Genomic DNA, 20698 nt, shown 5'->3' with positions numbered 1-20698 from the left:
ACTCGGTCGTACCGTCTGCTCACCAAATCAACGACTCGCTTGCGAAGAAAAAGCACGACGATCCCGAAGACGCCCGAAACGGCGCCCAGAGTAAAGAGCAGTATTTCGAAGAAATGATCAACCCCACTATGGCGTAGCCGTCATTGACGTGTGAGTTCACTGGCAAGAATTACCGCGCCACTGAGCGTGAACAGGATTCCCACCATTCCGACGGTTCCCAGCGTCATGGCGCGTGCCGGTAGGTCACCGAGCGTCCCCCAAAAGGCCCGAATCGCATTCTGATAGAAGCGGGCAACCCGAACCCTCTTCCAAATCAATCCGATGCCCGCTGCAATGACCAGTGTCCCAGCTATTACTGCAGCCAACATGTTTCTCCCACCGGTTGATAAATCCTATTGTCTTGCGCTTGGCTGACGCTGGGCCACACGCTTAGCCTGAATCCACCGGTCGACCTCAGATTCTGACGGCGCGTTAAACCGAGAATACCCCTCTGATCAGCTAAAATAGTTGTTACTTAGACAAACTATTCAACGATCAAGGAGGCATCTCGTAGATGCAACTTTCTCACACTCACCGGTCCTTTTCTGCATCCTTCGACGACCCCAATCTCGTGTCGTCGGCCGGACTGGTGCCCACGATGGCTCTGGCCGAGAAAACAGGCCTCGGCGCGCTGGTCGATGAGTGGGTGAAACTGCCCGGTTACTTCGGCGCGAATGCCGGCCTGAAAGCGCTGGCACTGGTCGCAGGAATGCTCACCGGCGCCGACTCCATCGACGATATGGCCGTGCTCCGGCACGGCGCTCTCCGGAAATTGTTCACCGGAACCTATGCGCCCTCGACCCTGGGATCGTTCCTGCGCGCGTTCGCTTTTGGCCATGTCCGCCAGCTCGACGCCGCCGCGTCCCGGTGGCTGCAGAACCTCGGCGCCGTCACGCCGATCGTGACCGGTATCGACGACCTCGCCCTGGTCGATATTGACGACACCATCAGGGAAGTGCACGGATATAAGAAGCAAGGCGCCGGGTTTGGCTACTCCGGTGTTCGCGGCCTCAACGCCCTGCTCGCCATCGTCAGCACCGGATCGGCCGCTCCGATCATCGTCAGCTCCCGGCTACGCAAAGGCCCCACCAACTCCGCCCGCGGCGCAAAGAAATTCGTCTCCGACACCCTCGCGACCGTGAAACGACTGCGCAGCCCAACCGCAAAAGGAATGCTTCTCCTCCGAGCCGACAGCGCCTACTACGTCAGCGCCGTCATCCAAGCTGCCCTCCGTGCCGGGGCGATGGTTTCGATCACGGCACGCCTGAATTCATTGGTGAAAGCGGGTATCAGCACCATCCCCGATACCGCGTGGACCCCGATCAAATACACCAATGCGATCTTCGACGACGCCACCGGGCGGTGGATCTCCGACGCGGAAGTCGCCGAAATCCCCTTCACCGCGTTCGGCTCCAAGAAGAAGAGCGAACAAATCCCTGGACGCCTCGTCGTGCGCCGCATCCCGGAACTGAACAAGACCGTCGCCGCCGGGCAAGGCACCCTTTTCGACCTGTTCCGCTTTCACGCGTTCTTCACCACCAGCACCCTGAACACCGTTGACGCCGACAAAACCCACCGCCACCATGCGATCATCGAAAATTTGAACGCCGACATGAAAGCGTCGGCGATGGCGCACTTCCCGTCCGGCGTATTCACGGCCAACGCCGCCTGGCTGGTGCTGGCCTGCATCACGTTCAATCTCACCCGCGCCGCCGGCACCCTCGCCAATCCCGCCCTCGGAAAAGCCGTCACCGCGACCGTTCGCCGCAAACTCATCAACGTCGCCGCCAGAGTATCCACGTCGGCACGACGCGTCACATTGCACCTGCCCGAAAGCTGGCCCTGGGAAGAAGGCTGGTCGGCGCTGTTCACCAGCGTTTGCAACCCGCCCGGCCGCGCCGCCACCTAACCATCGAGCCCGACCGGGCGCAACCAGGAACCCCAGTGGAACACTCAGGCATCAAGGCCCACAGCTCGACCGAGCCCAAAACCCCGAAAAAGGATCGCGCCCAAATCAAGAATTCATCAGAGGCCAACCGGTGGATTCAGGCTAAGGCACAATAGAGGAGTGACCTCCACGACCACTTTCGCCCTCATCCGCCACGGCCAGACCGATTGGAACGCGGCGCTTCGCATCCAGGGCGCCACCGACATTCCGTTGAACGATGTGGGACGGGGCCAAGCAACGGATGCCGTGGCTCCGCTCTCCGCCTTCGAGTGGGACTTCGTGGTGTCGAGCCCGCTCTCCCGCGCCGCCGAAACCGCCGACCTCATCGCCGCCGACCTCGACCTCACGGTGAGGCACCGCATCCCCGGCTTGATCGAGCGCAACTACGGGCCGGCCGAGGGGCTGCAGGCCGGCGAGGAGCTCGAGGCGCTGCGCTTCCCTGGCGGGTTCCACGGCGCCGAAACCGAATCGGATGTCGCCGAGCGCGGCATCGATGCCCTCCAACAGCTCGCGCACGAGCACCCGGGTGCCCGCATCATCGTGGTGAGCCACGGCACGCTCATCCGCTTGAGCCTCGAGCGGGTGCTGGAACGGCAGGTCGGCAGCATCACCAACGCGTCGCTCAACCTCGTGCACCATCACCCGGCCGGCTGGAAGCTCGCCATGCTGAACGGCGAGACCCCGCCCGAGTAGGCCAGGCCACGCCGGCGCAGCGTGTCGGCACCTGCGAGCCGAATACAGCATCCGTTCATCTGCGCGACACCGGTGAGTCCTAGGCTCCAGGCACTGTCCGTCCGGGAATTCCCGGCCTGCGCCGAGGTGGTTACCGTGTCCCTGCTATTAGACCGGCTCGACAGCCGCATCGAGAGGGCCCTCACGGCCGATCGGCTGCTGCGTCTTCGCACCCCGCGAATGCTTGTGCTCGGCTTCACGGCAGTGCACGTCGCCTTTCTTGCGGCACTGCTCCCGGCCATGCTCACCGGCAAGGTGCTCGGCGACCTTCCCCTGTACCGAACGTGGGCCGAGCTCGGTTTCAGCACCGGAATCTGGCAGGGCATCGACGTGCAGTGGGTCTACCCGATCGGAGCCCTGTGGCCGATCGCGCTAGCCGGCATCGGCGGGCCCTACCTGTACCAGTTTCTGTGGTTCCTGATGACGGTGGCGTTGAATGCGGCCGCCGTCTGCGCCCTCACCGACTTCGGGCGCCGGATCAGCGGCTACCGCGCAGCCTGGTGGTGGCTCGGCCTGAGTTTCGTGCTCAGCCCCGTTGGGCTGCTGCGGCTCGAGGGCCTCACGGCCCCGACCGTGATCGTGGGACTCGTGTTGCTCGCGCGTCACCCGATCGCGGCGACCGTGCTGCTCACGGTGGCGACGTGGATCAAGGTGTGGCCGGCCGCCGTCATGCTGGCTGTCGTGGCCGCGTCGAGGCACCGCGCGACCGTCGTCGTCACGGGAGCAAGTGTCACGGCGGGCATCGTGGCATCCGTGTGGATGCTCGGCGGCCTGCGGTACCTGACCGGCTTCGTCACCATGCAGTCGGATCGGGCCTTGCAGCTCGAGGCTCCGGTGACAACTCCGTGGGTCTGGCTCGCCGCCCTCGGGCACCCGGGGTCGCACATCTATGAGAACTACGCGATCGCCACGCGTGAGGTGACCGGACCGGGAGCGGATGCCGCGGCGTCCGTCATGACGCCGCTCATGTTCGCGGCGATCGCGGCCATTTTTCTGCTCATGCTTCTGGCACATCACCGTCGCGCCGACCCCGCACAACTCCTGCTGATCGGCGCGCTCGCCCTCGTCAGCGCCTTCGTCGTCTTCAACAAGGTGGGATCGCCGCAGTACATGCTGTGGATCGCCCCGATCGTCGCCGTCGGCGTGGCCCGGGGCTGGCGGGCGTGGCGCACACCCGGCTACGTCGTGATGGGAATCGCCGTTCTGACGACCCTGATATTCCCGGTGCTGTACCTGCCGCTCATCGATGGCGACCCGTTCGCGCTCGTGCTGCTGACCCTGCGAAACACCCTTCTCGTCGCGCTGCTGGCCTGGTCGGTCACCACCCTCGTGCGGCTCGCCCGCCGCCCGATCCCCTCGCGAGAGTTGGCGAATCGTCGGCTGGGATCGCTACAACCGACGTAACACCCGCTTTCGCGGCCCGGCGCGCGCAAAAACGGGACGAATGGGCCGAAATAGCCGTAGTCTGTCCTCACGTTGTTCCGTCGCTCACTGCAGAGGATGAGATCTGTGTCGCCTTCACACGCCCGCACCACCGGCATGCATCCGCTTGATCCCCTGACCGCCGAGGAGTTCTCCGGCGCGAGCGCAATCCTCGCTCGGGAACACGGCGTGGCAGCCGGGTGGCGGTTCGCCTCGATCGAACTCGTGGAGCCGTCGCGACAGGCCATCTCCGATTTCGAGCAGCACGGCGCCGTGCCGGAGCGGCTCGCCCGATTGGTGGTGCTGCACCGGGCCGAGAACGCCACGTACACGTCGGTCGTGTCGCTGACGCACGATCGGGTGCTTGAGTTCACGCACGTGCCCGGTGTGCAGGCCAACTTCACCGTGGACGAGTGGGACGAAGCGGATGCCGCCCTGCGCGTGCATCCCGACGTGATCGCAGCCCTCGCCAAGCGCGGCATCACAGACCTCGACCTCGTCTTCATCGACACCTGGACCTACGGCGACGCCGTGATCCCCGACCAGTACCGCGGCCACCGCCTCGGCTGGTGCGACATCTGGGTGCGCGCCTCCGCCGAAGCCAACCCCTACGCCGGCCCGGTGAACGGCCTGCACCTCGTGCTCGACGTCAACACCATGGAGCTGCTCGAAATCGAGGACTCCTTCACCGTCGACACCCCCGAGATCATGGGCGAATACGTGCCCCACCTCGTGCCGGAGCGCATCAGGGCCCAGAGCGTGCGCCCGCCACGCACGCCGCTCGACATCGTGCAGCCCGAAGGGGCCGGTTTCACGATCGACGGCCACCTGATCCAGTGGCAGGGCTGGTCGATGCGGGTCGGGTTCAACTATCGCGAGGGTATGACCCTGCACCGCGTGGGGTACCGTGACGGTTCAGCGGTCGGCGGCGAGCGCGTACGCCCCATTGCCAACCGGCTCTCGTTCTCGGAGATGGTCGTGCCGTACCGCGATCCCAGCGTCGACCATTTTCGCCGCACCGCATTCGACATCGGCGAGTGGGGCCTCGGCTTCATGACCACGTCCCTCGAGCTCGGCTGCGACTGCCTCGGCGAGGTGCAGTACATCGATGCGGTGCTTCACAACAGCGCGGGCGAGCCCTATGACATCCCCAACGCCTTCTGCGTGCACGAGGAAGACAACGCGGTGCTCTGGAAGCACGTCGACCACAACGGCAACGTGGAGGTGAGACGGATGCGCCGTCTCGTCGTCTCGTTCCACGTCACCGTGGCAAACTACGAATACCTCGTGTACTGGCGGTTCTACGAAGACGGCAACATCGAGTGCGAGGTGCGCGCGACCGGCATCATGGTAGTGACCCACATCGACGAGGGCCAGCCGCATCCGAACGGTACCCTCGTGGACAAGCGCACGTACGCGCCCATCCACCAGCACTTCATCGTGGCCCGGATGGACCTCGACATCGACGGCACCGAGAACACCGTCTTCCGCTCCGAAACCCAGATCCAGCCCACCAGCACGGAGAATCCACACGGACTCGGCCTCACCCAGGTGAACACTCCGATCGAGCAGGAGGGGTTCGACGACTTCGACTGGAATACCCAGCGCGCCTGGAAAGTCGTCAACGAGAACTCGCTCAACGGTCTCGGCACCCCCGTGTCGTACAAGCTCGTGCCGAGCGGGGCCATCCCGTCTTTCTTCGACCCCTCCGCCCCGGCATTCCAGCGCGCGCAGGTGATCGGGCACACAGTGTGGGTGACACCGAATGATGAATCGGAGCGCTGGCCCTGCGGCGAATTCGTGAACCAAAGCAGTGTCGACCACGGCCTGCCCGAGTGGATTCAGGCCGAGCGCCCGGTGCGCAATACCGACCTCGTACTCTGGTACGTCTTCGGTATCCACCACATCACCAGGCCTGAGGACTGGCCGATCATGCCGAGCGACACCGTCGCCTTCTGGCTTAAACCGGTGGGCTTCTTCGACCGTAATCCCTCCCTCGACGTGGCTCCGAGTCCCTCCGCGCACTGCGCGCCGGGCCAGGACCACGCCCTGCACGACCACGACCACGACCACGACCACACCCAGCATGACCAGCACCACCAGGAGGTAGCGGAATGACCCGAGTCCCCAACTATGTCGTCGCCTACGAGGCGACCGCCCGCGGCAAGGAGGCCATCGAACTCGGCGTGGCGCTCGCGCGCCTCACCCGCGCGGAACTTCGGGTGTGTCTGGTGCTCGAGCGGTCCACAGCCGTACCCGCGAAGGTGCCCGCCTCGAGTGCCGACTTCGACGCCCTACTCGAAGAACAGGCGCGGGAGTGGCTCGCCGCAGCTGTGGCACAGATCCCGGATGACGTCGTCGCCACCACGCACGTGCTCTGGGCCGATTCCACCTCGGAGGGCCTCATCACAGCGGCCGCCCAGTTCGATTCGGACCGCATCGTGGTCGGAGCCGCACGAGGCGGCATCCTGAACCGGTTCACCATCGGCAGCGTGGCCAACGCCCTGCTGCACGCCTCGCCGGTGCCCGTTGCTCTCGCCCCCCGCGGCTACCGCGCCCCCGACTCCATCACGCGCATCACCTGCGCGATCGGAACTCGGGCCGGGTGGGAGGCGCTGCTCGATTCCATGGTTGCCGTCTCGCGAGATCTCCCCGTTGACCTCCGGTTCGTCACGCTCGTCGAAGCGGATGCCGCGCACGGCCGACCTGCCCACGAGCGCACGGCGCACAGCGCGCACGACAACAGCGCCAAGGACGACAGCGCCGCCCACCTTGACAGCGTGCTGGAGTACTTCGGCAAACGCTCGGGCGCGAGCGGAACCCTCACGACCGAGGTCGCCATGGGTGCGAGCGTTGAAGCCGCCGTGGAGGCGCTCGACTGGAGACCCGACGAAATCGCCTTCGTCGGTTCGAGCCGACTGGCCAGCCCGAGCCGAATCTTCCTCGGCATCACGGCCCACCGCATGCTGCACGGCTTGCCCGTTCCGCTCGTGGTCGTTCCCAACATCCCGCACGCTTTGCCCACGTTTAGCTGAATTCAAGGATCAGGATCATGGCACACACCCCCTCGCCGAGCGCTACGCCCGATGCTTCCGCGCTACCGTCCGCTGGCGGCCTCTCTGCCAAGGGTCTCAGCGCCGGCTCGATCGGTCTGCTCGGCGCCACCGTCATCGGTATCTCGTGCATCGCACCGGCGTACACACTCACAGCTTCCCTCGGCCCCACGGTCGCCGCGGTCGGCACGCAGATGCCCGGCATCTTCCTCGTGGGATTCATCCCCATGCTTCTCGTGGCCCTCGGCTACCGGGAGCTCAACGCGGCGATGCCCGACAGCGGCACCTCCTTCACCTGGGCAACCAGGGCCTTCGGACCCTGGATCGGCTGGATGGGCGGCTGGGGGCTGATCGTCGCCACTGTCGTGGTGCTCTCCAACCTGGCCGGGGTTGCCGTCGACTTCCTCTATCTGGCGCTCGCGCAGCTCTTCAACAACCCCGCCCTTGCCGACCTCACGAACAACGTGCTCATCAACATCGTCACCTGTCTGGTCTTCATGGTGCTGGCCTGTTACGTGTCCTACCGGGGCATGGAAACCACCAAGGCCGTGCAATACGTCCTCGTGGCGTTCCAGCTCATCGTGCTGGTCTGGTTCAGCGTCGCCGCCCTGATCGAGTACGGCAACGGCTCGGCTTTCGACGAGCTCGCGTTCAGCGCAAGTTGGTTCAACCCCTTCCTCGTGCCGAGCTTCTCGGCCTTCGCGGCAGGCGTCTCGCTCTCCATCTTCATTTTCTGGGGCTGGGATGTGACCCTCACCATGAACGAGGAGACGAAGAACCCCAAGACCACGCCCGGCCGGGCCGCAACGCTGACCGTGGCCATTATCTTTGCCCTATACATCCTGGTGGCCATCGCCGCCCTGATGTTCGCTGGCATCGGCACGGGCGAGCTCGGACTGGGCAACGAAGACATCCAGGGCAACGTGTTCGCGGCCCTCGCCGGCCCGGTGATGGGGCCGTTTGCTATCCTGCTCTCCCTTGCAGTGCTGTCCAGCTCGGCCGCCTCCCTACAGTCGACCTTCGTGGGACCGGCGCGCACCATGCTCGCCATGGGTCACTACAAGGCTTTCCCGAGCCGGTTCGCGAGCATCAGCCCGCGGTTCAAGTCCCCCGGCTTCGCCACCATCGCCGCGGCGGTTGTGGCGTGGGGCTTCTACGCCGTGTTGCGAGTGCTCAGCACCGACGTGCTCACCGACACCATCCTGACCCTCGGCATGATGATCTGCTTCTACTACGGGGTCACCGCGTTCGCGTGCGTGTGGTACTTCCGGGCTGAGGCGTTCTCGAACGCCAGGGCCTTCTTCCTGAAGTTCCTCGCACCGCTGGTCGGCGGCGTCATCCTGACCGTCATCTTCGCGACGACCCTGATCGACAGCATGAACCCCGAGTACGGCAGCGGCTCGAACATCGGCGGGCTCGGCCTGGTGTTCGTGCTCGCCATGGTGCTGTTCATCTCGGGCATCGTGCTGATGCTCGTTCAGCGCCGGATCAACCCGTCGTTCTTCCAGGGAAAGACCCTCACGAAGGGCACCTCGCTCGACTAGCCGATGACCCTTTGGGGCTGGCCGTGAGGCCAGCCCCAAAGGGTTAGCGGCGCGTCGACACCGTCACGGTGAACTTCGTGTTGCGGCCCACCTGGCGCGTCGGACCCACGATGCGCGTGAGCTCGGGACGGTAGCCGAGGTGCGTGTTCCACACGGCCCACAGTTCTCCACCGGGGCTCAACACGCGCGCGGCGTCCGCGAACAGCTTGAGTGCGATGCCGGCATGCACGGACGAGCCGATGTGGAACGGCGGGTTGATCAGAATCAGCTCGGCCGAATCTTCCGCACGGCTGCTGAGCGCGTCATCGCGCACCACCGTGACGCGCTCGGCGAGGGCATTCGCGTCCATGGTGGCGCGAGCGGATGCCACGGCCGCGGCAGACTGGTCGCTCGCGATCACGCGCAGTCGCGGCCGCTGGAGGGCCAGCGCAGCAGCGAGAACGCCGGTGCCGCAGCCGAGGTCGATCGCAGATTCGGCGTCGGGCTTCATCCGGTCGAGTACGTCGAGCAGTGCCCGGGTGCCGATGTCAACGCTCGTGCCAGCGAAGGCCGCGCCGTGGGCACGCACGATGAGGCCGAGGTCGTCGTGGGTCTCGGAGTGCGGCCAGGCGGATGCGCCGGTCTGAATCGGTGACGTGGCAATGAGCACGCGGGACTTCTGGCGCGCAGGCGTCACGTTGAGGGCGCCGAAGTGGCGGCGCAACACCTCGTTCATGCCCACGGACATGTGCTTGATGCGGCCGCCGGCGAAGACGAGCACATCTGGGGCTGCGTAACGGGCGATCGCGCCGGCGATTTCGTCGAGCTCTCCAAGGCTGCGCGGCAACTGCAGCAGCACGACACGGGCGCCGGTGAGCAGCTCCTCGCCGAGTGGCAGCGAACGGTAGCAATCGTCAAGCCCGAACTGGCTGGCGTTGCGCTCCAGGGCGTGCTCGCCAGAAAGGGCGTCCTGGTAGACGCGCAACTTGCGGGCACCATGCAGGGCTGCCGCGCCGAGAGTGAGGGCGCCATAGCGGTCCTCGAGGATCGCGACGTTGCCGGCTCCGGCACCGGCCAGCGCGCCGGCCGCCTCGTCGAGGATCAGCCGGTCGCTCGCGTCCACTGCGAACAGGTTGTCGGCTTCGACATCCGGCTTGCGGCTCAGTCGATCGAAATCGAAATCGGCCCGAGACGCGGAAAGTGTCGGTTTTTGTGTGCCCGATTCAAACATCGGTTCCCCCTGCTACTGCGGTTACGCGTGATGATGTGCAAACTACGTGTGAAGTCAGCTGTGGTCCAGCGGTCGCCAGATGACGACCTGATTGGAGCGCCGCGTGCGTGTGCCCGCCCGCATCGAGATGACGTCCCCGGCCGAGCCGGCCGCGAAAACGCGGCGGCCCGGACGGTTCAGAAGCTCGTCGGCGAGCGTTGACTCTAGCTCGCGCAAGCGAGTTTCGAGGCGACGCACGTGGTCCTCCAGTTCGAGGATACGACGGATGCCCTCCAAGCTCACGCCCTGAACGCCAAGTTCTGCGATCTCCCGCAGTTTGACGACGTCCCGCATCGAATAGCGGCGGGACTTTCCGGGCGTGCGTTCGGGGCTCACGAGGCCCAGGCGATCGTATTGGCGCAGAGTTTGCGGGTGCATCCCCGCAAGCTCCGCAGCCATCGAAATCACGAAGACCCGGGTGTTCTCGTCCATGTCTAGCCCTTGGCCCTGGCGATCAGTTCATCGCGCGGGTTTTCCCTGGGTAAGGCTTCGGCAAAAGCCTTCAGCTTTTCCTCGGCGTCTTTGGACAGGTGCGAGGGAACGGCCACCTGAACCTCGGCGAGCAGGTCGCCGGTGCCCTTGGGCGTCACGACTCCGCGGCCCTTCACGCGAAGAACCCGGCCGCTCGGGGTGCCGGGGGCCACGCGAAGCTTGACCGGCGGACCGCCGAGGGTGGGTACCTCGATGGTCGCGCCGAGGCTCGCCTCCACGAAGGTCACCGGAACGTGCACGCGCAGGTTGAGTCCTTCACGTTCAAAAACCGGGTGACGTCGCACGGTGATGGTGAGAACGATGTCGCCGGTCTCCCCGCCATCGGGGCTCGGCTGTCCTTTGCCGCGCAACCGGATCTTCTGGCCGTCGGCGACTCCGGCCGGGATCTTGACCTTGATGGGGCGACCGTCCTGCGTCTGCAACGTGATCTGATCGCCGTGCGTGGCCGTGATGAAGTCGATGGTCGTCGACGCGATCACGTCGTGCCCGCGCGTGGGCGCGCCAGTGCCGCGGTAACCGCCACTGGGGTTGCCGAACCCGCCGCCTCCACCGCCGCCTCTGCCGAACATGCCTCCGAGAATATCGTCGAAGCCGCCCTGTTCGAAGGTGTAGCTCTGCTGACGACCGGCTCCGCCGCCACCGAACATGCCACCGAAGGCATCCTCGAAGCCGCCGGCCTGGCCACGGCCACCGGGTGCGGCGAACCGCGCCCCGGTGCCCATGGCCCGTATGGCGTCATACTCTTTGCGCTGCGCAGCATCGGCAAGTACAGAGTGCGCCTCGCTCAGTTCCTTGAACTTCGCTTCAGCAGCGGGGTTCCCCGGGTTGGAATCCGGGTGGTACTTGCGGGCCAGCTTGCGATACGCCTTCTTCAACTCGGCCGGAGTGACATCTTTGGAGACACCCAGAACCCTATAGAAGTCCTTGTCGAACCAGTCCTGGCTAGCCATCGCTCGGTACCTGCACGACGACCTTGGCCGCGCGCAGGAGCGTGGAGCCGAGGTAGTAACCCGTCTCCGCCACGTCGCCGACGGTTTCCATTTCGACGTCCGCGGACGGCATCTGGAAAATCGCCTCGTGCATGGTGGGATCGAACGGGTCGCCCACCGCACCGAACGAGGTGAGGCCGAGGCGCTCGACACTCGAGCGCAGCTTGGCCGCGATGGTGGCGAAGGCAGAGTCGCCCTCAAGGTCGCCGTGCTTTTCGGCACGGTAGAGGTCGTCGAGGATCGGGATCAACAACTTCACGATGTCCCCGGTGACGCGCTCCTTCTCCACCACGCGATTGGCTTCGGTGCGTCGACGGTAGTTCGCGTACTCGGCCGTGACCCGCTTCAGGTCGGCGAGGTGCTCGCTGGTCGGCTCCGCAACCTCGCGCTCTGCCGCGTCCAGAATGTCCTGAACGGTCAGTTCGTCTTCCTCGATTCCGTCAGCGGATGCCGCGGCCTCGGCGTCAACCGGGGCCACGTCTGGTGCGGCATCGGGCTGGGCCGCTCCGGGCTGTGCGTCCTCGGGCCGGGCGTCCCCCGCCGCGGGGGCACCCTGCTCGGGTGCCCCCTTGGCGGATGGCTCGTCGTCCCGGCGCTTCTTGTCGGGGTTCTTCTTGTCTGCCATAACTCGTTCTAGTTCTTCTTGTCGTCTTCGTCGTCGTCAACAACCTCGGCGTCGACAACGTCTTCGTCCTTGTTGGCGTCGGCGGGCGCCTCATCGGGTGCGGCCTCGTCGGCGCCGGCAGCGGCATCCGCCTGGCTGGACTTGTAGATGGCTTCGCCGAGCTTGCCCTGGCTCTCGTTGAGCTTGTCGAAGGCGGGCTTGACGGCCGCCTCGTCGTCGCCGGCGAGAGCGGACTTGAGGGCGTCGACGTCGGCCTGAACCTCGGCCTTGACGTCTTCGGGCAGCTTGTCGTCGTTCTCCTTGATCAGCTTCTCGATCGAGTAGGCGAGCTGCTCGGCCGTGTTGCGGGTCTCGGCGACTTCGCGCAGGCGCTTGTCTTCTGCGGCGTGCTCTTCACCCTCGCGCACCATGCGCTCGATGTCTTCCTTCGCGAGCGCGGTGCCGCCCGTGATGGTCATGGACTGCTCCTTGCCGGTGCCCTTGTCCTTGGCCGACACGTGCACGATGCCGTTGGCGTCGAGGTCGAAGGTGACCTCTACCTGCGGGATACCGCGGGGCGCGGGGGCGATTCCGGTGAGCTCGAAGGTTCCGAGGTTCTTGTTGTCGCGGGTGAACTCACGCTCGCCCTGGAAGACCTGGATCGCTACGGACGGCTGGTTGTCGTCGGCCGTGGTGAAGGTCTCGCTGCGCTTGGTCGGGATGGCCGTGTTGCGCTCGATGAGGCGCGTCATGATGCCGCCCTTGGTCTCGATGCCGAGGCTCAGCGGGGTGACGTCGATGAGCAGAACGTCCTTGCGCTCGCCCTTCAGCACGCCGGCCTGCAGGGCGGCGCCTACGGCGACGACCTCGTCAGGGTTGACGCCCTTGTTCGGGTCCTTGCCGCCGGTCTCGGCCTTGACGAGCTCGTAGACGGCGGGCATACGGGTGGATCCACCCACGAGAACGACGTGCGCGATGTCGCCCACCTTGACGCCGGCCTCGCGGATGACGTCCTGGAAGGGCTTCTTTGTGCGGTCGAGCAGGTCTTCGGTCATCTTCTCGAACTGGGCGCGGGTGAGCGTCTCGTCGAGGTTGGCCGGGCCGTTTTCGGTCAGCGAGAGGTAGGGCAGCTGGATGCTGGTCGACATGCTCGACGACAGCTCCTTCTTGGCCTGCTCTGCGGCTTCCTTCAGGCGCTGCTTGGCGATCTTGTCCTTGGACACGTCGACGCCCGTGGTCTCCTTGAAGCGCTTGATCAGGTGATCAACGATGCGCTGATCCCAGTCGTCGCCGCCGAGGCGGTTGTCTCCGGCGGTCGAACGCACCTGGATTGTGGAGAAGTCTTCGTCCTTGCCCACCTCGAGCAGCGACACGTCGAACGTTCCGCCTCCGAGGTCGAAGACCAGGATGAGCTCGTCTTCCTTGCCCTTGTCGAGGCCGTATGCGAGAGCCGCGGCGGTGGGCTCGTTGATAATGCGCAGCACGTTGAGTCCGGCGATCTCGCCGGCCTCCTTCGTGGCCTGACGCTCGGCGTCGTTGAAGTAGGCGGGAACGGTGACGACAGCGTCGGTCACCTTTTCGCCGAGGTACTGCTCGGCGTCGCGCTTGAGCTTGGCAAGGATACGCGAGGAGATTTCCTGCGGCGTGTACTTCTTGTCGTCGATGGCCACGGTCCAGTCGGTGCCCATGTGGCGCTTCACGGAAGAGATGGTGCGGTCGACGTTGGTGACGTTCTGGCGCTTGGCGGTCTCGCCGACGAGAACTTCGCCGTCCTTGGTAAATGCGACCACCGAGGGGGTGGTGCGCAGACCCTCGGCGTTGGCGATAACGGTGGGTTCTCCACCCTCAAGTACGGACACCACAGAGTTAGTGGTTCCGAGGTCGATGCCTACTGCACGTGCCATGTGGGTTGTTCTCCTTCAGAGTTTATGATCAAGTTCAAAGACTTGAGTCTCATTGGCTCAAGTATTCACCCAGTCGAAACCGCTGTCAATTCCTGCGGCCCAAAGTTGAGTCACTTACGCTCAACTCTCAGCTTAGGCCGTCTTGGGCGGCCATCTGTTCGCCGCTCGTACATCCCCCGTTCACCGGCAGGAGATGTCACAAGGGATGATTGCGGAAGAAGCACCCGGTGATCTCCCTCCGAAAGGCCCCGCAGAATGACGCACGAGCCCGCACCTCCGGCCCGTGGCGCGACCCGGCCCGGAACGGCGTGGGAAGTCTTCAGGGTTTTCTTACGGCTCGGGTTGACGTCTTTCGGCGGCCCCATCGCGCACCTGGGCTATTTTCGCGACGAGCTGATCCAGCGCCGCAAGTGGTTGAACGATAACGAGTATGCCGATCTGGTGTCGCTCAGCCAGTTTCTTCCTGGCCCGGCGTCGAGCCAGGTCGGCTTCGGAATCGGCCTGTACCGCGCCGGAGCCGCTGGGGCGGTTGCCGCGTTTGTCGCGTTCACCCTGCCGTCTGCCGTTCTGCTCGTCGTCTTCGCCGTCGGCGCCTCGCTGTTCGGGGGCGTCGTCGGCGTAGGCATCCTAACCGGGCTGAAGATCGTGGCGGTCGCTATCGTCGCGCAGGCCGTGTGGGGTATGGCTCGCACGCTCACCCCCGACCGACCGCGCGCCGCGATCGCCGTTGTCGCTGCGCTGATCACCCTCGGCCTGGTCGGCTCCGTCGGCCAGATCGCGGCAATCGTAATCGGGGCTCTCGCCGGGCTGGCCTTCTGCCGAGCGGGTTCGAGTGCTCCAGGAACCATGATCCGATTTCCGGTCAGCCGCCCCGCCGGCTGGATCTGCCTCGGCTTGTTCGCGGGCTTACTCCTCGGGCTCTCCCTCCTCTCCACCCTCACCGGGTCTGGAGCCGTGCAGCTGTTCGCCGCCTTCTATCGTGCCGGCGCGCTCGTCTTCGGTGGCGGCCACGTCGTGCTCCCCCTACTGCAGGCCAGCGTGGTCGACTCCGGGTGGGTCACCCCCGACCAGTTTCTCGCCGGCTACGGTGCTGCCCAGGCCGTTCCCGGCCCGCTTTTCACGTTCGCTGCCTATCTGGGCGCCCTCTCAACCACCGGTCCCGGCGGCATCCTCGGGGCGGCGATCGCGCTTTCGGCTGTCTTCCTCCCCGGATTGTTGGTCCTGGTCGGAGTCCTGCCATTCTGGAATGCGTGCCGCGCGAGTCCGCGCGCACAAGCCCTCATGCGCGGCGCCAACGCCGCCGTGGTGGGCATTCTCGCGGCAGCCCTGTACGACCCGGTGTTCATCACCGCTATTGTCGGCCCGGCATCGTTCGGCCTCGCCGTGGTGTGCTTCGTGCTCCTGATCGCGTGGCGAGTGCCCGCCTGGGCCGTTGTTGTGGTGGGGGCTGCGGGCGGAATCGTGCTCGCTGCACTCCCCTGATCGCCTCCTCCAAATCGTTATCCCACCGGGCCGGTGTCCGGGGTTATGCTGGCCACACGCCGCAGTTCGCTGCGCAGAGCCGAGAGGAGGGGAAGACCATGACTGACTTCATCATGCATTCCGACACACCTTCCTTCATTGAGGCCACCTCCACCGTCTAAGACTCCGGTGGCCTCCAACCTCGGAGTAATCACCTTGTCTCTTGACGAATTCTTTGTCCCCATTTTTGCCGTCGGCGAACCCGCCGATGGGCAGCGTTGGAGCACGTGGCCGGCCGTCATCCCCAGCCAGCGCGGCCCTCGCCCCTGGCCCGACTGGGTCGTCACCTCCGCCGCGGCCTTCGATACCGAACTCGGCATCGTGAAGACCGGCAAGGAAGCGGACGTGTTCCTGATCGAGCGCGCCGTTCCGGGCGAGCCGTCCATGTCGAGCATCCTGGCCGCCAAGCGCTACCGCGGGCCCGAGCACAGCGACTTCCACCGCTCCGGCCAGTACACCGAGGGGCGGCGGATGCGAAACACCCGCGACACCAGAGCCGTGGCCCGTCGCAGCGCCTACGGCAAGGCGGTCTCTGCCGGGCGATGGGCGCACGCCGAGTTCGAGGCGCTGTGCACAATGCACGGGCTCGGCGTACCCGTTCCTTACCCCGTGCAGGTGAACGGCACCGAGATCCTGATGGAGTTCGTCGGCGACGACATCACCGCGGCGCCGCGCCTCGCGCACGTACGCGCGACGCGGGCAGAGCTGGCCGACCTGTTCGCGCAGGTCGTTGAGATCCTGCGGCTGCTCGCACGGGCCGGGGTGGCACACGGCGACTTTTCGGCGTTCAACCTGCTCGTACACCACGGCAGGGTGATCGTGATCGACCTGCCGCAGCTCATCGAGGTGGCCAGCAACCCCAACGGCATGGCACTCCTGCATCGGGACTGCCTCAACGTGTGCGACTGGTTCACTCGCCAGGGCCTCGAGCGCGACACCGAGGCGCTCTTCGCCGACCTCGTGGCCACCCTGTGCGGCTGACGCGCCGCTCCCGCGGGGCGCTATCGCTACAGCGGCAGCGCCCCGCGCCAACGGCGCGCCCGCCCCGAAAAGTCCCCAAAGCGACGGATGTTTACCGGCCGGGGCTAGCCTGATCGCATGACCGAGTTCGTTGTCAGTGCCGACCGAGACGTTCCCCTGAAGCCCGCCCGCGGGCACGTCGTGGCGTGGGCCTTTTGGGATTGGGGGTCCGCCGCCTTCAACGCCGTCGTGACGACCTTCGTCTTCACCGTCTACATCACGGGCTCCTCCTTCGGTGACAAGGATGTGATCTCGGCGCAGCTCGGCTGGGCGCTCGCGATCGCCGGCTTCCTCATCGCCGTGCTCGCGCCGATCACCGGGCAGCGCTCCGATACGTCCGGGCGGCGCAAGTTCTGGCTGGGCGTGAACACCCTCGTCGTGGTGGCCATCACCGCGACGATGTTCTTCGTTCAGGCAACCCCTGACTACCTGCTGCTCGGGCTGTTCCTCGTGGCGGCCGGCAACGTGTTCTTTGAGTTCGCCGGCGTCAACTACAACGCGATGCTCGCGCAGGTGTCGACGCCGAGTTCCATCGGCAAGGTGAGCGGCTTCGGCTGGGGCATGGGTTACCTCGGCGGCATCGTGCTGCTGCTCATCGTGTACTTCGGCTTCATCAGCCCGGAGGTCGGACTGTTCGGTGTGACCAGCGAGAACGGCCTCGCCGTTCGGGTCTCGATGCTCATTTCTGCAGCGTGGTTCGGGCTCTTCGCCCTCCCCGTGCTGCTGCGCGTGCCCGAATACCGGGCACCGAAGGCCGCGCGCCGGGAACGCGTGGGGTTCTTTCGCAGCTACGCGGTGCTCGGCCACGACATCGCCAGGCTCTGGAAGACCAGCCGACCCACGGTATATTTCCTCCTGGCGAGCGCCGTTTTTCGCGATGGGCTCGCCGGCGTCTTCACCTTCGGGGGCGTGCTGGCGGCATCCGTTTTCGGCTTCTCGGCCGGCGAGGTGATCATTTTCGCGATCGCGGCCAACGTCGTGGCTGGTGTGGCCACCATCAGCGTTGGCGCGCTCGACGACAGACTCGGCGCCAAGCCCGTGATCGTCACCGCTCTCGTGGGCCTGCTGGTGAGCGGGCTTGTGGTGTTTTTCCTGCACGACGGCGGGCAGATCGTGTTCTGGACCGCCGGCCTGGCCCTGTGCCTGTTCGTGGGGCCTGCGCAGTCAGCGAGTCGAACGTTCCTCGCCAGGCTCATTCCGCCGGGGCGGGAGGGCGAGGTGTTCGGTCTTTACGCCACCACCGGACGCGCTGTGAGCTTTCTCGCACCGCTCTCATTCGCGCTCATGGTGACGATTTTCGGCGAGACCTACTGGGGAATCCTCGGCATCATGCTCGTGCTGTTGGTCGGCCTGCTCTTGCTGCTACCGGTGAAGGCCCACCAGGAGCAAATCGCCTGACCGCGCTGTCCCGGGCCCAGGCCCGGGCCTCGCGCTGTCCAAATCTGCACGTGCGCCGGGTATCGCGGCCGCACGAGCAGTTTTCGGGCGCAGGACCAGCCAGAAGCCTTGCGGCTGAGCGTCCACCGAGCGTCGGGTGGGCATCCGCTGTGCAGGGGATGTGTTCGCCGCCCGGGCAGGTCAAGCTGGAGTCATGACTCTTTCACAGCTCCAGAAGGCCGAACGATTCAATGCCCTTCACGCTCCCGGTGAACCGCTCATCGTGACGAACGTGTGGGACGCCATCACGGCCAAGATTGTGTCGCAGGCACCTGGCGTGAAAGCCCTCGCCACCGCGAGCCATTCCATCTCCAACGCGCGCGGCCTGCAAGACGGCGAAGGACTCAGCGTCGACGAGGCCATCGACGCGGCGCGCATCATCGCGGGCGCCGTCGACCTGCCGGTGTCTGCCGACTTCGAGAAGGGCTACGCAGCGGATGCCGCCGGCGTGACCCGCAACGTGCGTCGCCTCATCGAGGAGTCCGGCATCGTGGGCATCAACATCGAGGACTCCGTGGGCGCCCCGAAGGCCCCCCAGTTCGACATCGCCACCGCCGCGTCCCGGGTGGCCGCCGCCCGCGCCGGCGCCGGCGCGAGCGGAATCCCGCTCGTGATCAACGCGCGGGTCGACACGCTGGCCGGGGGCGGCGACTGGGACGAGGCCGTGGCCCGCGCCAACGCCTACCTCGGCGCGGGCGCCGACGTGATCTTCTTCCTCGGCCTCACCGACGAAGACAAGGTGAGCCGCGCGCTCGAGCAGGTCAAGGGCCGCATCTCGGTGATCGGCGCCCCCGGTCTCGTACCGCTCACACGGCTCGCCGAACTCGGCATCTCCCGCGTGAGCTTCGGCCCGGGCACACTCGGCCTCACGCTCGCCGCCCTGCAGCGCACCGCAACCGATCTCACGGCCCTCGGCGAGTACCCCGCAGACCTCGGCTTTAAGTTCGCGCTCTGACCTGCATCTGCTGACCGACGGCCGCCTCGCGCGCGTCAATCCGGCTCGCGCGGCCGCGATACCGCCCGCCCGAGCCGGATTGCCGCGCATGAGACGCGCCCGGCGGCGGCGGTCAGCGGATGCGCGTGGCCTCGTTGTGCTCGATCAGCTGCCAGCTGGAGCCCTCGTCGTTGGACACCCAGCCCTCCCACTTGTAGGAGTTGGCGGTGATCGACGTGAAGTTCCAGCGGATCAGCTTGCCGTCGGTGCGCGTGCCGTCCTGGCGAATTCCGTAGCGGTACGGAGTGGCCACGAGGTGGCAATACTCCCCCGTGACGGGTGCGAAGTAGCTCACGCGCCAGACGCCGGCGAAGGCGTCGTAGACGCGGATGGCCGTTGCCACCGTCTCGAAGCCGGTCGGGTGCTCCTCGCGCGCCTCGATCTCAACGTCTTGCACAGCGCGCCCGTCGAGGATGAAGGCCATCTCCCACACGAACGTGCGCTCCGACCAGTCGCCGGTCTCCTCGCTGAGGCGGCTGCCCTTCACCGACCAGGAGCCCACGAGTCGACCGAAACGTTTCATGCGTTCGGGGTACTCAGAGGTCGGCTCGTGCGTCACGAGCGCCTCGTCGAATCGGGGCGTGGGAATGGCGGTCATGGTGCGATTTTACCGGCTGAATGTTGCGTGCGGATTAACCGTGCGACCGGGGGCGATCCGTGGATTCCCAGGGCGCTTCCCGCTCGCGGGCTCATAACCTGCGCGTGCCGGCGGTATCGCAGGCGCAGCATCCGCTTTCGGCAGCGCCACCCCACGAAGCGGATGCCGCGGCGGCGGAACCCGGCCGAGCTCTACTCGGCGGCGGCGGTCTCTGCCACGTCGGTGCGGTGGAAGTTCTGGAACGAACGTGACGCCGTCGGACCGCGCTGGCCCTGGTAGCGCGAGCCGTACTTGCTCGACCCGTAGGGCTGCTCGGAGGGCGAACTCAGCTGGAAGAAGCACAGCTGACCGATCTTCATGCCGGGCCACAGCTTGATGGGCAGGGTCGCCACGTTGCTGAGCTCGAGGGTGACATGGCCGGTGAAGCCCGGATCGATAAAACCTGCGGTGGAGTGCGTGAGCAGGCCGAGGCGTCCGAGCGAACTCTTGCCCTCGAGCCGAGCGGCGATGTCGTCGGGCAGCGTCACCTTTTCGTAGGTGGCGCCAAGCACGAACTCGCCTGGGTGCAGGATGAAGGGCTCACCCGGCTTGGTTTCGATCAGCCGAGTGAGTTCGGGCTGGTCTTCGGCCGGATCGATGTAGGCGTATTTGTGGTTGTCGAACAGCCGAAAGAAACCGTCGAGTCGAACGTCGATACTCGAGGGCTGAATCATGGCGGGGTCGAACGGGTCGAGCCCGATTCGTTCGGCGTCGAGTTGGGCCTTGATATCGCGATCCGAGAGCAGCACGGTGACAGCCTATCCGCGAGAGCTTGGTAAGCTGGCACCGTTCCGGTTGTTGACGACTCACGGTCGGGCGTGCGGATGTAGTTCAATGGTAGAACTTCAGCTTCCCAAGCTGATAGCGCGGGTTCGATTCCCGTCATCCGCTCCACATAAAAAACCCCGGTCACATGTGACGTGGAAAGCCAGTTGAGCCTTCTCGCAGAGCGCCTGAGCCTTTCGCAGCGAGACTGAGCCCCGGTTCAAGTTTCAGACGGCCGCTTCGGGCTTGGCAAGATTTCATGGGTAAAGGCGATCGCTTTTTGCAATCGCCGCATGCTTTCGCCCAGCCATCTATCCGGGAGACAGCGCTGCGTCTCATTGAGCTGCT

The 20698-nt window shown here is 65.7% G+C and carries 17 protein-coding genes and 1 tRNA gene; 11 read left to right on the top strand and 7 right to left on the bottom strand.

Going from position 1 to position 20698, the window contains the following annotated elements; all coding sequences use genetic code 11:
- Positions 1-553 precede the first annotated feature (553 nt).
- The 6 genes from BJ997_RS18545 to BJ997_RS18520 all read left to right on the top strand — a co-directional run bounded on the left by BJ997_RS18545 (position 554) and on the right by BJ997_RS18520 (position 8738).
- On the top strand, positions 554-1948 hold the full coding sequence (locus BJ997_RS18545; protein WP_035841044.1) for an IS1380 family transposase: 1395 nt from the start codon (positions 554-556) through the stop codon (positions 1946-1948).
- A 159-nt stretch (positions 1949-2107) separates the two neighbouring features.
- Entirely contained in the window at positions 2108-2680 is a 573-nt protein-coding gene (locus BJ997_RS18540; protein WP_035836378.1) for a histidine phosphatase family protein, read from the top strand.
- A gap of 135 nt (positions 2681-2815) precedes the next feature.
- A complete protein-coding gene (locus BJ997_RS18535; protein WP_152602157.1) occupies positions 2816-4123 on the top strand; it encodes a glycosyltransferase 87 family protein in 1308 nt (435 codons plus the stop codon).
- A 105-nt stretch (positions 4124-4228) separates the two neighbouring features.
- Entirely contained in the window at positions 4229-6259 is a 2031-nt protein-coding gene (locus BJ997_RS18530; protein ID WP_236628928.1) for a primary-amine oxidase, read from the top strand.
- Positions 6256-7176 (top strand): universal stress protein, encoded by a 921-nt coding sequence (locus BJ997_RS18525; RefSeq protein WP_035836377.1) that lies wholly within the window; start codon positions 6256-6258, stop codon positions 7174-7176. The genes BJ997_RS18530 and BJ997_RS18525 overlap by 4 nt, the downstream gene beginning before the upstream one ends.
- A 17-nt stretch (positions 7177-7193) precedes the next feature.
- Positions 7194-8738 carry an APC family permease gene (locus tag BJ997_RS18520; protein WP_084141176.1) on the top strand — a complete coding sequence of 515 codons (1545 nt, stop codon included), beginning with the start codon at positions 7194-7196 and terminating at the stop codon, positions 8736-8738.
- A 43-nt stretch (positions 8739-8781) separates the two neighbouring features.
- On the opposite strand, the gene BJ997_RS18515 is transcribed toward BJ997_RS18520, so the two are convergent.
- The 5 genes from BJ997_RS18515 to dnaK are packed head-to-tail and all read right to left on the bottom strand — an operon-like array spanning position 8782 to position 13976.
- On the bottom strand, positions 8782-9948 hold the full coding sequence (locus BJ997_RS18515; RefSeq protein WP_035836376.1) for a class I SAM-dependent methyltransferase: 1167 nt from the start codon (positions 9946-9948) through the stop codon (positions 8782-8784).
- Positions 9949-10002: 54 nt separating this feature from the next.
- On the bottom strand, positions 10003-10419 hold the full coding sequence (locus BJ997_RS18510; RefSeq protein ID WP_035836375.1) for a heat shock protein transcriptional repressor HspR: 417 nt from the start codon (positions 10417-10419) through the stop codon (positions 10003-10005).
- A 2-nt stretch (positions 10420-10421) separates the two neighbouring features.
- Complete coding sequence (locus tag BJ997_RS18505) at positions 10422-11429, bottom strand: DnaJ C-terminal domain-containing protein (RefSeq protein WP_035836374.1); 1008 nt, start codon at positions 11427-11429, stop codon at positions 10422-10424.
- Positions 11422-12093: a nucleotide exchange factor GrpE gene (locus BJ997_RS18500; RefSeq protein WP_035836373.1), complete on the bottom strand. Its 672-nt coding sequence runs from the start codon at positions 12091-12093 to the stop codon at positions 11422-11424. The genes BJ997_RS18505 and BJ997_RS18500 overlap by 8 nt, the downstream gene beginning before the upstream one ends.
- An 8-nt stretch (positions 12094-12101) precedes the next feature.
- Entirely contained in the window at positions 12102-13976 is a 1875-nt protein-coding gene (dnaK, locus tag BJ997_RS18495; protein ID WP_035836372.1) for a molecular chaperone DnaK, read from the bottom strand.
- 255 nt (positions 13977-14231) lie between these two features.
- Here dnaK and chrA point away from each other — a divergent pair, with 255 nt between their 5' ends.
- The 4 genes from chrA to BJ997_RS18475 all read left to right on the top strand — a co-directional run bounded on the left by chrA (position 14232) and on the right by BJ997_RS18475 (position 18909).
- On the top strand, positions 14232-15458 hold the full coding sequence (gene chrA / locus BJ997_RS18490) for a chromate efflux transporter (protein WP_035836371.1): 1227 nt from the start codon (positions 14232-14234) through the stop codon (positions 15456-15458).
- 195 nt (positions 15459-15653) lie between these two features.
- Positions 15654-16478 (top strand): serine protein kinase RIO, encoded by an 825-nt coding sequence (locus BJ997_RS18485; RefSeq protein WP_084141179.1) that lies wholly within the window; start codon positions 15654-15656, stop codon positions 16476-16478.
- 117 nt (positions 16479-16595) lie between these two features.
- Positions 16596-17915 (top strand): MFS transporter, encoded by a 1320-nt coding sequence (locus BJ997_RS18480; RefSeq protein WP_035836370.1) that lies wholly within the window; start codon positions 16596-16598, stop codon positions 17913-17915.
- A gap of 193 nt (positions 17916-18108) precedes the next feature.
- On the top strand, positions 18109-18909 hold the full coding sequence (locus BJ997_RS18475) for an isocitrate lyase/PEP mutase family protein (protein ID WP_035836369.1): 801 nt from the start codon (positions 18109-18111) through the stop codon (positions 18907-18909).
- A 112-nt stretch (positions 18910-19021) separates the two neighbouring features.
- On the opposite strand, the gene BJ997_RS18470 is transcribed toward BJ997_RS18475, so the two are convergent.
- Positions 19022-19546, bottom strand: coding sequence for a hypothetical protein (locus BJ997_RS18470; protein ID WP_035836368.1), 525 nt, complete (start codon positions 19544-19546; stop codon positions 19022-19024).
- A 191-nt stretch (positions 19547-19737) separates the two neighbouring features.
- A complete protein-coding gene (gene dcd, locus BJ997_RS18465) occupies positions 19738-20334 on the bottom strand; it encodes a dCTP deaminase (protein ID WP_035836367.1) in 597 nt (198 codons plus the stop codon).
- Between the two features lie 71 nt (positions 20335-20405).
- On the opposite strand from dcd, the gene BJ997_RS18460 reads away from it, so the two are divergent.
- Positions 20406-20479, top strand: a tRNA-Gly gene (locus BJ997_RS18460).
- The last annotated feature ends 219 nt before the right edge of the window (positions 20480-20698 follow it).

The sequence above is a fragment of the Cryobacterium roopkundense genome (assembly GCF_014200405.1).
Taxonomy (GTDB): Bacteria; Actinomycetota; Actinomycetes; order Actinomycetales; family Microbacteriaceae; genus Cryobacterium; species Cryobacterium roopkundense.
This window is presented reverse-complemented; position numbering and strand designations above follow the sequence as displayed.